We start from the raw sequence: 14413 nt of genomic DNA on the forward strand, positions 1-14413 counted from the left end.
GAGAGACAAGGGGATGTTCAAAGAAAATACAATTAAGCTTGGAATTGCACCAATTGCTTGGACAAATGATGATATTCCGGAGCTAGGAGCAGAAAATACGTTTGAACAATGTATTAGTGAGATGGCACTAGCTGGATTTAATGGAAGTGAAGTAGGGAATAAATACCCGAGAAATACAGTTGTATTAAAAAAATCTTTGGAATTACGAAACTTGGAGATTGCTAGTGCATGGTTTAGTACGTTTTTAACAACGAAGCCGATTGAAGAGACGGTAGAAGAATTTATTAAGCATAGGGATTTCTTGCATGACATGGGTGCAAAAGTCATCGTTGTTTCAGAGCAAGGGCATAGTATTCAAGGTTTAATGGATGTACCACTATTTAAAAATAAGCCTGTTTTTACAGAAGAAGAGTGGGAAAAGCTAGTGGATGGGTTACATCACCTCGGTAAATTAGCTCAGGAAAAGAGGCTACATATTGTATACCATCACCATATGGGTACGGGTGTTCAAACAACGGCCGAAATTGAAAAGTTAATGGATATGACGAATCCAGAGCTTGTATCCCTACTTTTTGATACAGGTCATCTTGTTTTTTCAGGAGAAGAGCCGCTTTATGTTTTGAAAAAATATTTACCTCGTATTAAACATGTACATTTAAAAGATATTCGCCAGGAAGTAGTTGATGCTGTAAAGGAAAACGAACTAAGCTTCTTGCAGGCAGTGAAGAAGGGGGCATTTACAGTTCCCGGGGATGGCGTAATAGGATTTGATGAAGTGTTTACTATTCTTGCAAACTCTGAATATAAAGGATGGTTTGTGGTAGAAGCAGAGCAAGATCCAGCTTTAGCGAATCCTTTTGAATACGCATTAAAAGCTCGAAAATTTATACAAGAAAAAGCAGGTTTGTAATTTAAGCATTTTAAGATTATCCCTAAGTAAATGATATGGTAATCAACATGTCTTCTTACAAAAGGGGTAAAAAGACGTGACGGTTGGTTTTACATTTAATAAATAATATTGAAATAGGGGAGTATGTAATGCCATTAGTTCAAATGAAAGATATTTTAATAAAGGCCAATCAAGAGAAATATGGGGTTGGAGCTTTTAGTGTCGCTAATATGGAAATGGTAATGGGAGCTATTCAAGCAGCTGAAGAGTTACGTTCCCCGCTCATTCTACAAATTGCGGAAGTTCGTTTGAATCATTCGCCCATTCATATGATTGGTCCTTTGATGGTAGCTGCAGCGAAAAAAGCAACTGTTCCAGTAGCAGTTCACTTTGATCACGGTATGACATTTGAAAAGATTCAAGAGACGTTAGAAATTGGTTTTAGTTCGGTTATGTTTGATGGCTCTCACTATCCGTTAGAAGAGAATATCCAAAGGACAAAAGAAGTTGTGGAGCTTGCGAAACAGTACGGAGCGACAGTAGAGGCTGAGATTGGCAGAGTAGGTGGTAGTGAGGACGGATCAGAAGATATTGAAATGATGCTGACAAGTACTAAAGAAGCAAAAAGATTTGCAGAAGAAACAGATGTTGATGCGTTAGCTGTTGCGATTGGAAATGCGCACGGGATGTACAATGGAGACCCTGATTTACGATTAGACCGCTTGCAGGAGATTAATGGGATAGTCGATATTCCTTTAGTATTACATGGTGGGTCTGGCATTAGCCCAGAGGATTTCAAGCAATGTATTCAACATGGTGTTCGAAAAATTAATGTAGCAACAGCGACATTTCAGCATGTAATTACTGCGGTTAACACTGCTGCCCTAAATACTCCGTATTCAGATTACTTTACGTATCATCAAGATGTAATTGAGGCTGCATACGAAAACGTTAAAAATCATATACGAATATTCGGAAGTGAAAACAAAGCATAATCAGAAAAACTTTCTTGATTAATAGTTAGAGGAAACTCGGAATTTAGTTAGCTGACAAAAGTGGAGAATGCGAGAGAAGCCATTAATTAAAAGGAGGAGAAAGCCATGTTAGGAAAATTAGGTGAATTAAATGAGGGGTATAATGTATTAACAGAAATGAACGGTCAATGCAGTGATATGTTAATGGATATAGGCATATATAAGATGTCTAATGGAAAAGAAGAGTTGCTATTTGATAATAAGAACGAAACGGCAGTACTTTTACTAGAAGGGGCAATACGTTTAGAGTGGGATGGAATGGAACAAGTTATTCAAAGGCAGTCTGTTTTTGAAGAAAACCCTTGGTGTTTACATGTGGCTAAAAATGTGAAGGTTACAATTACTGCTCTTTCAGATAGTGAAGTGCTTGTCCAAAAAACAGATAATGACCAAGAATTTGCGTCCAAGTTGTATACTCCAAATGAGTGTCAAAGTGTTGTAGCTGGAGAAGGAGTATGGGAGGGAACAGCGCAGCGTGTTATTCGGACAATTTTTGATTATAATAATGCAGCATATTCTAACATGGTTGTAGGAGAAGTTATTTCTTATCCAGGGAGATGGTCCAGTTATCCACCGCATCATCATGATCAACCGGAGGTATATTATTATCGTTTTAATAAACCGCAGGGATTTGGATGTGCGATGGTAGGTGAGAATGCTTATCGCGTTGTACATAATAGTTTTATTACAATTCCAGGTGAACTAGACCACCCACAAGCAACTGCGCCTGGATATGCAATGTATTTTTGTTGGATGATTCGACATCTTGAGAATAACCCATGGAATGATCGTATCATGGAGGAAGACCACAAGTGGTTATTAGAACCAAACGCGAAAATTTGGCCAGAAAAGGAATAGACGAAAATAAATACGAGCACTCCTATTTTTAGTAATAGGGTGCTCTTTTTTCTGTTTATGCTCAGAAAGGAAAATCCTTCTTACTGTTATCGTCGGATTATCGTCCTGCACACATTAGAAGAAGGAGAATTTCAATCTAATAAAATAAGATAGGATTTGATATTTTCTTAGTTTTGGTTAGGTAAGTTTATATACTTAAATTAAAGAACTTAATTTCAATTAAGGGGGAGAATAATTTGGAGGTATATAACTCAGTTGCTCCTGCGCAAACAAAAAACGAAGATTTACCATTCGATATTTCGTGGATGACTGATTGGATTATAGACTGGTTTAGTTCTTTGTTTAACGGCAGCAGTGATGTAATAAAAGATGGGGGAGACAAAATAGATGGGGCAGTTCATGCGAGTGTGCCTGCATTCTTTGATGTTATTTTCCTTATACTTTCTGTAGTAATTTTAATATCATTATTAGTTTTTGGGGCTTCGTTATGGTTTAAACATATAAAGTGGAAAAAAAGATCTATATATTTTGGAGTAGGTTCATTTATTCTCATACTTTTAATAAGGATTCTACCAGTGTTAATGTTGACGACACGTTCTTTTGATTTTCAAACCTTTATAAGTAATATGGTGGGCTTAATTACTTCTATAATTTTAGGAACAGCTGTATTAATGTTTTTGATATCTTTAGCATTAGGTATGCTTTATAAGAAATTTGAACATCCCAAATATGGAAAATGGAGTTCAAGTTTGAGATATAGTTCCATTTTTATATTTGTAACGACATTGTTAGTACCGGCCTTACTGCGACATTTATAATTTTGGTTTATATAAGGAGAAAGAGGAATAGCGAAGGTAACATTTATATTATTTCTTCTAAATATATTAGTACTTTTTCTCCTTTCGGTTTCTAATTTAAATCTAATAAGTTAAAAAGCTTTTTGTTGTATGAGGCTTTGGTAAGGGGGGATGGGTACTAGTGACTACGTTTATTGTAATGGTTAGTATTTTCTTAATTCTATTCGTAATTGGTCCTAAAGCGACTAAGAGAAAAGAAGAAAAAGAAAGAATAGAAAAGGAACATAAGCAGAAAATGGGGGATTTAGAGGAAGAAAAGATTGATTTAGATATCAATGGGACTAAAGTACGTTTACACAAGAAGCCTAAGCTAAAGAACAGTATATATAAAATAAAGGATAACGGGTAATTACTCAATTTTTTCATTTTGGCCAAGAAGACTTCTTCCTCAAGGAACGCGAAGTGAGTAGGTGGGAGATGAATCGGCTTCGGACAAGGGATGGAAAGAATTAGAACGTCACAAAATTTGTAATGTAACACAGTTAACAGAGTTATTAAATGTACCTCAATCTACTGTTTCTCAACATTTATCTAAAATGCGTGGAAAGATTCTGAGTTCAGAAAGAAAAGGATTAAAGATGTACTATCATATTGTGAATTCCAAAGCATGTCAGATTGTTAGTGTTTTAAGTCTATAAAGATTATGGATAAAAGAGTGAAAGAATGTTTATTAGTAAAATGGAATAAAGCTTAAATAGAAAATAATAAGGTTGAATTAAATTTGAAAGTATCAACGTATAATCTTATATCGAAACGTTATAGCACCATATACTAGCAAAACTGATCTTGTAAAATGTTTCTCAATATTCTTAATATATGAAATGTGGTAACATGAGAATAAAACTTATCTATACTAAGGATAAAGGGGGAGACAAAATGAATATTCAACTACAAGAAAACGATAAAGTTACACAGAAGTTAAATAGTTGGTATCATGAAATTCGTAAAAGAAATATCGAGAAATCTCGTGAATTAAAAGCTGAAATTGATTTATATATGCAAAACATAGATAAGAATCCAGATTTAGCTTTATATTATGCCTTATTAGAATTTAGGTTTGAATATTTAATAGGCCATTTAAATATTGGCAAAGGTAGCTTTGATAAAATTGAAGGACTTGAACAGTCACCGGATAATTTATTGTCCTATTACTATCATTTTTTTAAGGCTATGTATTTGGCGATAACTGGAGATTATAAGTTGGCGAAAAAACACTATGAAGAAGCTGAAGTGAAACTGCAGCATATTCCAGATGAATTAGAACATGCAGAATTCTATTATAAAATAGCTACATTTTACTGTCATAACCAACAATATGTTTTAGCTCTACAACAAGTAGATAAGGCTAAAGAGATCTTTAGTAAGCATAACGATTATGAATTAAATATAGGATACTGTAATAATCTTTATGGATTACTTTGTATTCATTTAAAAGAATATGAATTAGCTGAAGAGCGTTTAGTTTCTGCTTTGGATATATTTAAGAAAAATGAAGATAAGCATGCTAGTCTTATCGGTCGTCATAATTTAGGGTTTCTATACAGCAATCAAAATTTATCAGAATTAGCAATCCGTCATATATCTGAAGTAATTGCCGAGTCTCCTAACAATTATAGAGCACTTTTAATTTTGGCTTGTGAACTTGCAAAAGTGGGGGAAAAAGATAAAGCATTAAATGTATTTGAAACAGGATTGGAAATTAGTAATGATTTAAAAAATATAGAATATCAGCATCATTTCCAAATCTTAAAAGGCATACATCTAGATATTTCAGGAGAAGAGTTAGAAAAACTTATAGTATCTGGGAATGATTATTATACAAAGGAAAATTTATATGAATATATTCAAGAATATAATGAAAAATTAGCCATAAAATATTATGATGAAGATAATCATATGAAAGCATCTAGATACTTTTACTTAAGTTCAAAGGCAAATAGTGTGAATAAAGAAAGGGTGGGGTTAAAATGAAAAAATTAATATATTTATTGGCAGGAATCTCTACCGTTTTCGTTTTTAGTTTAGCGAGTGCAAATATTCAAAAAGAAACTTCAATAGTAACACAAGAAGTGACGCAATACTCACATGGAAACACTGGTGGTTAATAGAAAGGCTGCACTGGAACTTAGCGGAAAACCTTGCAATTTTGTAGGAATGCAAGGTTTTTTTCTTTATTCCAATTTAATTTCACCTTTATACTGATGTGAAATGAAATTGAGGATTTACAAAGAATTTAATATACGAATAAAAAAACATTGATTGTTAGCTGTATGCCTGACAAATTTTGAATTCGTTAGAAAAGGACTTTGAAATGTAAAATAGTATGTGAAATTTTAAAGCTTATTGGAGTTTTAGATTTATTATTGTTTTATTTATGAAGCTATTTGTAGTTGAGAAAATGTAAAAGCCCTGTTATGAAAGACAGGGCTTTTCAAAAAGGAATGACAGTTAACAACTGAAGGCACCTTTATATTACCATTATTAGTATTTTAATTCTATTTAGTTATGTTGAGAAATAATATATGTTTTGACACTCCCGCGGATAAAGCCACAAGCTGACTAACGTCAGTGGGATTCTTGCTACTAAAGGCGAATTCTATTTCTAGTATCGCTGACGTGCAAGATTGCGGTGTGCCATCACCACTCCGTATCCAGTGCATATAGCAGATACGGCACTCATTTTATTACCAAACGAGTCAGATTGTGAGTTCTCAAATGTGTTTTAGCGTCTTGTGCTTGACGACTCAATACATTTTACGGAGTAGAAGAATTTGTTACTCCAACCTCCTATGTATTCTGTTTTCAGAGAACAAGATTATTTTAGAGACTTTTACTTGTCTATTATGAAAATGATACCATTTCAAATTCTTGATGTACGGAACGTACCTTCGTTTTTTTTATTTGTACATCGTATTTGACCTCACTCTCATCCCACCCCTAAAGTGGGGGCTATCACACCGTAGTGGGCTTTCTCGTTCGGAAAATCTGTAAAAGGTGAGATGAACAGAGATTTCTTATACGTGTTACAATATAAAAAGTTAAATATCGAATTTAAAATTGTCTTTAAAGAAGGAGACAATTGCTTAATGAAGCTTATTAAGCCTTATTCAAAGTTATGTAAAAGAATAATTTCATAAACATTAATAAAATTAACAAAAAATATTCTAGCTAAAAATTAGAGGACATCCATTCATTGAAGCAGAAAAAATGTTTTCAGGATAGATGTCCTTTTTGTATTAAAAAAAGAATATATTTTCTCAACAGGACAAATAGTAATTATCTATAAGTGTTACTTATAGGGATAATAGGAGAATAGAAATTAATGATAAAGGAGAATGCGAAATGTTAACATTAATATCTAATAGTGATCTAGCTAAAATCCGTGAAGAAGATGTAGATGTATTAAAGGTAATGTCGCATCCGGTTCGATTAAAAATCATAAGTGAATTAATGCATCATAAAATGTGTAATGTTACACAGTTAACGGAAATATTAGGACTTCCACAGTCCACTGTTTCACAACATTTAGCAAAATTAAAAGGAATCGTACTCCGTGCAGATAGAAGAGGTTTAGAGATGCACTATTATATTGAGAATGCTAAAGCTCGTCAGATTGTAGAAATTTTAGGATTATAGGTCAATTTTTCAGAGTGTGGGGAACCCCTTTAGGATTTCCCACACTCTGAAAAAAAGACACCTTTCGAGTGTCTTTTCTTGTTGGTAAAAAGCCCACTCACATATTGATGAATTAGATAAGAAGCCATAACTCTACTATGGAATAAACAACGTAAAAAATTCTAACATCATCTGGAAAGAGAATAATATGTAATATTGCATTTGTTAGTCTGTATCTATATTGGTAGATAAAAAGGACATGCAGTCGTAACTGCTGCCCTTTTAGGAGGAATTCAAGATACCAACAGGACGCGTATTGGTAAACAGGTTCAAAAATAGTATATGTGTTAAGAAAAAGTCCTATACAAAAAAACTACTGTAAGCAAGCCTATTTGTATGTGATATAAAGAAGGGCCGTCCTATTTGGAGGGCTCTTCTCGTTTGAAGAATTAATATTCAGATAGTTTATCCATTAAATTTTGAATTTCACGTCTTCTTTTTTTCTATTTTCTTTTTATCAATTGTATACTAATTACCCTCAATTATTAATTGAGGGTAAAGAAGTAACTGTTGAGACTAAGTTTACTGAAAAAGAAAAAAGGTTTTGTAAAGCTAGCCATTACTTTCGTTGGTACTAAACAGCAAGAAAGAGAAAAAGTAGTGTTTGAAGACTTATTACATAAAGGTCAAGTAATTGTAACATACCCTGATGTTAATCAGATTTGGAAAAAGAAAAACAAATTTACACACTATACTTGGCATCTAGATGAGACTTATATCAAAGTCAAAGGAGAGTGGGATTATCTTTATTGTACAAGGGAGCAAGATGGAGTTAATGATGAATAGTTAATTTCATAATTAAGAAATAGTTAAGAAATAGTTAAGCCCGGTTTAAAATTTGCTTTCTATACTAAAAACATAAGCATACAAGAAAGTTGGTGTTCTTACATGAGCGCAATAATAAAGACTACAAATTTAACAAAGATTTATGGCAATCAGAAATCAGTGGATAATCTTAATATAACCGTAAATCAAGGAGAAATTTACGGCTTTTTAGGTCGAAATGGTGCAGGGAAGACGACTACAATTAGAATGTTATTAGGATTGATAAAGCCCACCCATGGAAAGATTGAAATATTTGGAGAAGATTTATTAAAAAATCAAAAAGAAATCCTTAAAAGAATTGGGTCTATTGTTGAAGTTCCTGGATTTTATGAGAATCTTACAGCACGGGAAAATCTACTAATTAATGCGAAAATTATTGGGATACACAAAAAAAATGCAATTGATGAAGCGTTAGAAATCGTGGGATTGCAACATGAAACTAAAAAGCTTGTGGGTAAATATTCTTTAGGGATGAAGCAAAGATTAGGGATTGCTAGAGCTCTTCTTCATTACCCAGAATTATTAATATTAGATGAGCCTACTAATGGTTTGGATCCAATAGGAATTAAGGAAATTAGAAGATTGATACAAAATTTGGCTAAAGAAAGAAAAATTACTTTATTAATATCCAGCCACATTTTATCAGAAATAGAACAGTTAGTAGATCATATGGGGATTATTCATGAAGGTAAGCTCTTAGAGGAAATCGAATTTAACAGCCTTAGAAAAAAGAATCGCAAATATATTGAGTTTCAAGTATCGAATGACAATAAAGCTACAAAAATCTTAGAGAAAAACTTTGGTATTTTTGATTATGAGGTTCATAATGAGGGGATTATTCGCGTGTATTCTAAACTTGGGCAACAAGGAGATATAAATAAAATATTTGTACAAAATGATATTCAGGTTTTGAAAATCTTGATGAGTGAAGACAGATTAGAAGATTACTTCACAAAATTAGTTGGAGGTGGAACAATTGGTTAATCTGTTATATACAGAATTATTAAAGCTAAAACGATCCCATATGTTCTTAATTAGTATTCTCGGTGCATCGGTAGTACCTTTTATGGTAGTAGTAGCATCATTTGTAAGCCTAAAAACTAAACATCCTACTCCTACTATTGTATTTAGTCAATTGTTTGGTGAAGTAAATTTATATACTGTTCTAATAATAGGAGTACCACTATATGGGGTAGTAACCGCCTACCTATTTATTCGGGAATATACAGAAGATACATTAAAGAATTTATTAACTATACCTGTATCACGTATGAATTTTCTTATAAGTAAATTCCTACTTCTATTTTCGTGGATTATGATGTTAACTTTTGTAGCATGGGGATTAACATTATTATTAGGGATAATATTTCAATTTGATGGACTAAGTTCATCCTTAATAAGGGAATCTTTTGTACAGTTTTTGATAGGTGGATTATTGCTTTTTATTTTATCAACACCAATCATACTTTTAACAATTGTACTTAAGAATTACGTACCGACCATTGTATTTACAGTTGTAATAACCATGATTAATTTAATGACAGCAAATTCAGAACATAGAGGATTGTTTCCATGGGCAGCAGCAGGTGATATCTCAAGAAATACGCTTCAGCCCACTTATCCTCCCGAGTACTCCTATATAGGTATATTCGGAACATCTATTATTGGATTAGTATTATTGATTTCATATTTTAAAAAGGTAGATATTCATTAAGAACAATAAAATGGGACCATCTAAAACTATTAGGTAGTAACAAAAAGTAGATTAAAAAATTTTAATTAGCGTTTGATTTATATATATGGTAAGGAGGAGTTTGAAAATGTCTTTTTCTCAGTTCAATATTGATGCTTTTCGAGCCGTTAACGATTTAGGTAAACAGTACCCATTTCTCAATTCTACTATGACGTTCGTGGCAGAATATATGGTATATTTCTTAGCTTTAATTATTGTAGTGTATTGGTTTACTCGATCTAACCAAAATCGAATGATGATTGTTCAAGCGATGATTGCTTTTGTGATTGCTGAGGTTATCGGGAAAATAGCAGGGAAGTTTCATTCAAATTATCAACCATTTGCAGAGTTACCCAATGTTAATAAATTGGTAGAGCATGCTGTTGATAATTCATTTCCAAGTGACCATACAATTTTATTCTTTTCAATTTGTTTTTCATTTTGGCTTGTTCATAAAAAGATTGGTTGGTTATGGATTACACTTGCATTCTGTGTAGCCATTTCTCGTATCTGGGTAGGAGTTCATTATCCTTTCGATGTTATAACAGGTGCTATTTTAGGGATTGTTTCAGCGATAATTGCTTATTGGTTAGTACCGAAAGTTACTTTCTTGAAAAGAATACTTTCTATATATGAAAAAGGGGAAAACTACATTTTACCTGCAAAAGATAAATCAAAAAATTTTTAAGGAAAAACATCTGAATTATAAGTAGCTTTTTGCTTATAGTGTTAATTTGATGTTAGATAAAGATGCAACATTTCTAGGACAATTGAAGTGGCTTAAACTTGCCACTTCAATTGTCCTAGAATGACTGATTAAAAATATGGTTTATATATGTATCATAAATACGAATAACGTTTTCTTGGTAAGAATTTACTCATTACAATTTTTTTGGAAGACTAAACCTCATAGACATCCCCCATATCATTTTCGCTTCAAAAATGAATTTCATACTTAAGTTAAAACAGTTATAAGGGATAGGATAACATTGGTGTTCATTCCTTTTTGTAATAATTGTGGATATACATAAATGTTTTTTGGAAAACAATTTACAGTAATATTACGTTTTTTAGAGGAGAAATCAAGTTGTCAAAATCACTAATAAATATGATTTATTAGTGATTTTGACAACTTGAGAAAATAATTCGTTTATTATTTTGATTACAATATAAGGTAGTATTAGAATGTAGCGTGGAAAGTTAGAGAAAATAAACTGCATATCAAAAGGAGGATGCTTTTGGATAGTTATGTTTGGATTATGAATATCAGAATGAAAAACTATACAATTTAATGAGTGGTAGTGTACATTTGGACGTGTAATCCGCGATAGAAATCCTAATGGCAAATTATATCTTAAAGCAGTGTGTTAGGCTCTAACCAAAGGAACTGCGATGAACGTTAGGGATTTAGATATTCTACGTTTCAAACATAGCAAAGGTGTTAAATTCTGAATAATTAGAATTAAGTCAAATTAAATGGGGAGTCCTTATGAAGAAAATTTTAGTTATATTTCAAAATGGGAATTACTCGAGGCTATTTTTTGCATCTTTTACTTCACAAATGGGCAGTACAATTGGTTTAACTGCACTTATGTTTTATTTTTTAAATCGTTTTTCGCACCAACCTGCATATGCTACTATTACGGAGTTGATGTTGTCTTTGCCCACATTAGTAGTATTTTTTCTTGTTGGTGTAGTTACTGATAGGATTGATCGACAAAAAATAGCTCAAAATTGTGATTGGATCTGTTCTATATTATCGCTTTTATTATTGTGGTCTCTTTTTCTAAACTGGATGCCAGTAGCATTTGCGCTGTTATTTTTAAGAAGCATGGTAAAGAGCTTTTTTACACCCGCGCAATCATCCCTTGTACAGGGTGTTTTAACAAGAGATGATTATGCTACTGCAGTTGGTTTGAATCAGATGGTTACAAGTTTGTTTATGCTTTTTGGTAGTGGTATCGGGATTTATTGTTATTGGGTAATCGGTATTTATGGTGCAATCTTAATTGATGCAATTAGTTTTTTTATTAGTGCTCTTCTTATAAAATCTTGTAGAATGTCAGAAGAAATTCGTATGCCAAACGGAAAACATAATATCAAGGATTTGAACATTTCAATTGTAATGAAGGATTTTGTGAAGGGAATACGTTATATTTTGAACCACAACTTGTTACTTACACTTATCTCCGGATTTATAGTTTTCGGAATTTTAAATGGAGGGCTCTCAGTGATGCAGGTATTTATTTTAAAATACAAACTAGCCCCAAGAAACTATGAAGAAGTTTCAATTATATTAAGTATAGTCTTTGGTATCGGGATTTTACTTGGTAGTGTTATAGCATCTATACTTTCTCAAAAAATAAAGCTTTATCATTTACTAATTTTAGCTTTGTTTATTGGAGGAGGAGCGACTATTTTGAGCTCATTAGTCAATACAGTTTGGCTGTATGTTATTTGTACGGGCTTAGTTGCCCTAGCACTTCCGATGATTAATGTAGCTATTGGAGGTTGGATTCCAAAAATAGTAAATCCAAAAATGATGGGAAGAGTACACGGGTGTATTAATCCTTTGATGATGCTCTCACAGTCACTAACCTTACTTTTTATTGCTGGATTTTACCCAGGTATTCTTGCAGTTGAAACTCTTTTTTGGATAGTTGGCGGATGTTTAATATTTGTAGGAGTTTTTTACATGATTAGCATTCCACGATTAATGAAGGTAGAAAAATCAGCTAGCATAACGCTCGAATAATTGTAGTTGATCAATTAATTTAACTAGGATTTGTGAGGGGTTTTATGGAAATTTTTGTTACCAAAATTAAAGATATGAATGATCGAAAATTAGAAAAAATTTGTTCGTGGATAGATGAAGAGAAAAGATATAGAATAAAAAAATTTATTAATAAAAAAGATAAAATTAGAACCTTGATTGGTGAATTACTAGTAAGGACTCTAACAAATAAAAAGCTTAAAATCGGTAATGAAAGAATAGTATGGGGGAAAAATAATTATGGAAAACCTTATTTAAAGGGGTATCCGAATTATTACTTTAACATTTCACATTCGGGAGAATTTGTAGTATGTGCAATTAGTAATAACCCTATTGGAATTGATATTGAACAAATAAAACATATTGAATATGAAGAAATAGCAAAAAGTTTTTTCTGTGATAGTGAATATGCTTATATACAAAAAGGTGATGTTAATCATCAATTGAGGAAGTTTTATGAGGTATGGACATTGAAAGAGAGTTATATTAAATGCTATGGAAGCGGATTATCAATGTCACTAAAATCATTTTCTATTAATATAGATAGTCACAAAGCTGTTCATATATTTTTCGATAATAGAGAAAAGAGTAATTCTTATTCAATGGCGATTTTTGATATAGAGTTAGAATACAAAATGGCTGTATGTTCATTAAATGAAGAAATTTCTAGTAATATAACAGTGATTAACCAAGATATTATTATTAATGATTTTTACAAACTTTTATCAGATAGAGGTGCATTTTAATGATGTTATTTTGTTTGCCTTATGCAGGAGGATCCGAAGCGTTATATTATAAATGGGGTGATTATCTAACCCCATCTATAAATCTATGTCCAGTACTGTTAAAAGGAAGAGGGAAAAGATTCAATGAACCATTTTATAATAGCTTAGAAGAAGCGGTAGATGACATCTTTGATAATATTCGGGACAAAATATGTGAGGAAGATTATGCAATTTATGGACATAGTATGGGGAGCCTATTAGCGTATGAATTATACTATAAAATAATAGGAATGGGATTCAAGAAACCCAAGCATATCTTTTTTTCTGGATACAAAGCACCGAGTGAAAGGGAAAAGAAGGAGATAACTTATAATTTACCAAATAACGAGTTTAAAAATAGAGTTATAGAATTAGGGGGAACTCCAGAAGAATTAATTCGTAACGAAGAATTGTTCGAATTTTTCATTCCTTTACTAAAACATGATTTTAAAATAGTTGAAACATATGAATATAAAGAAAAAACGGACAAAATCACATGCGATATTACTGTATTAAACGGAATAGAAGATTTAATTAGTCTAAAAGGCATAATTGGTTGGAAGAAACATACTTGTGGAAATTTTAAGATTTATAATTTGGAAGGAAATCATTTCTTTATAAATAACAATGTAAAAAAAATTACAACAATAATAAATGATACGTTAACTGAGGTTGAGAACTACTCGCCACTTAGCAAAGCTTGAAGTGGGAGCTTCTCAGTTCCACGACGAAAGTAACCTTTCGTCTCCCTGAGCGTTACTTCGGGGTGTTACATCCCTAGATGTCCAACGCATGGATGTTCTGTTGGTACGGTTGATATTTTACGCAGGAACCGAATGGCTTGGTTTTCGCACTCTATTTTCTTCCTGCAACCTTCTATATCAAGTTATCAAAGAACTTCATATAGCAAGTTTATCAAAAGTTTTTGGCTATGCCAAACCGAAAGTCATCTCCGACCTATCGTAGGGCTACGCCCTTCACACGCTTGAGGAAGGAGAATTCTTTC

General features: G+C 32.4%; 14 protein-coding genes and 2 pseudogenes. All 16 read left to right on the forward strand.

Features of this window, described 5'->3' with window-relative positions; translation table 11 throughout:
* The first annotated feature begins 13 nt into the window (after positions 1–13).
* Complete coding sequence (gene iolE, locus ACTFRY_RS19400; protein ID WP_098617294.1) at positions 14–910, forward strand: myo-inosose-2 dehydratase; 897 nt, start codon at positions 14–16, stop codon at positions 908–910.
* A 128-nt stretch (positions 911–1038) separates the two neighbouring features.
* Entirely contained in the window at positions 1039–1884 is an 846-nt protein-coding gene (locus ACTFRY_RS19405) for a class II fructose-bisphosphate aldolase (RefSeq protein WP_086391303.1), read from the forward strand.
* Positions 1885–1989: 105 nt separating this feature from the next.
* On the forward strand, positions 1990–2781 hold the full coding sequence (locus tag ACTFRY_RS19410; protein ID WP_061655355.1) for a 5-deoxy-glucuronate isomerase: 792 nt from the start codon (positions 1990–1992) through the stop codon (positions 2779–2781).
* A gap of 218 nt (positions 2782–2999) precedes the next feature.
* Positions 3000–3599 (forward strand): hypothetical protein, encoded by a 600-nt coding sequence (locus ACTFRY_RS19415; protein WP_440032418.1) that lies wholly within the window; start codon positions 3000–3002, stop codon positions 3597–3599.
* 160 nt (positions 3600–3759) lie between these two features.
* Positions 3760–3987, forward strand: coding sequence for a hypothetical protein (locus tag ACTFRY_RS19420; RefSeq protein WP_074593226.1), 228 nt, complete (start codon positions 3760–3762; stop codon positions 3985–3987).
* Between the two features lie 94 nt (positions 3988–4081).
* Positions 4082–4276: pseudogene (locus ACTFRY_RS19425) on the forward strand (ArsR family transcriptional regulator); the annotation flags it as partial.
* Between the two features lie 238 nt (positions 4277–4514).
* Positions 4515–5609 carry a tetratricopeptide repeat protein gene (locus ACTFRY_RS19430; protein WP_048535944.1) on the forward strand — a complete coding sequence of 365 codons (1095 nt, stop codon included), beginning with the start codon at positions 4515–4517 and terminating at the stop codon, positions 5607–5609.
* Entirely contained in the window at positions 5606–5743 is a 138-nt protein-coding gene (locus ACTFRY_RS19435) for a hypothetical protein (RefSeq protein WP_170925766.1), read from the forward strand. The genes ACTFRY_RS19430 and ACTFRY_RS19435 overlap by 4 nt, the downstream gene beginning before the upstream one ends.
* 1237 nt (positions 5744–6980) lie before the next feature.
* Positions 6981–7274 (forward strand): ArsR/SmtB family transcription factor, encoded by a 294-nt coding sequence (locus tag ACTFRY_RS19440; RefSeq protein WP_074593230.1) that lies wholly within the window; start codon positions 6981–6983, stop codon positions 7272–7274.
* A 696-nt stretch (positions 7275–7970) separates the two neighbouring features.
* Positions 7971–8087: pseudogene (locus ACTFRY_RS19445) on the forward strand (DDE-type integrase/transposase/recombinase); the annotation flags it as partial.
* Positions 8088–8201: 114 nt separating this feature from the next.
* On the forward strand, positions 8202–9122 hold the full coding sequence (locus tag ACTFRY_RS19450) for an ABC transporter ATP-binding protein (protein ID WP_001273091.1): 921 nt from the start codon (positions 8202–8204) through the stop codon (positions 9120–9122).
* Positions 9115–9852: an ABC transporter permease gene (locus ACTFRY_RS19455; protein WP_000247702.1), complete on the forward strand. Its 738-nt coding sequence runs from the start codon at positions 9115–9117 to the stop codon at positions 9850–9852. Before ACTFRY_RS19450 ends, ACTFRY_RS19455 begins: the two co-directional genes overlap by 8 nt.
* Positions 9853–9958: 106 nt before the next feature.
* Complete coding sequence (locus ACTFRY_RS19460) at positions 9959–10558, forward strand: undecaprenyl-diphosphatase (protein WP_000010573.1); 600 nt, start codon at positions 9959–9961, stop codon at positions 10556–10558.
* Positions 10559–11359: 801 nt separating this feature from the next.
* On the forward strand, positions 11360–12625 hold the full coding sequence (locus tag ACTFRY_RS19465) for an MFS transporter (RefSeq protein WP_440032403.1): 1266 nt from the start codon (positions 11360–11362) through the stop codon (positions 12623–12625).
* A 44-nt stretch (positions 12626–12669) separates the two neighbouring features.
* Positions 12670–13389, forward strand: a complete 720-nt coding sequence (locus ACTFRY_RS19470; RefSeq protein WP_086391306.1) for a 4'-phosphopantetheinyl transferase family protein — start codon at positions 12670–12672, stop codon at positions 13387–13389.
* On the forward strand, positions 13389–14111 hold the full coding sequence (locus tag ACTFRY_RS19475; RefSeq protein WP_000979067.1) for a thioesterase II family protein: 723 nt from the start codon (positions 13389–13391) through the stop codon (positions 14109–14111). Before ACTFRY_RS19470 ends, ACTFRY_RS19475 begins: the two co-directional genes overlap by 1 nt.
* The last annotated feature ends 302 nt before the right edge of the window (positions 14112–14413 follow it).

Origin of the sequence: Bacillus cereus group sp. MYBK195-1, assembly GCF_051916605.1 — a bacterium.
Lineage (GTDB): Bacteria > Bacillota > Bacilli > Bacillales > Bacillaceae_G > Bacillus_A > Bacillus_A cereus.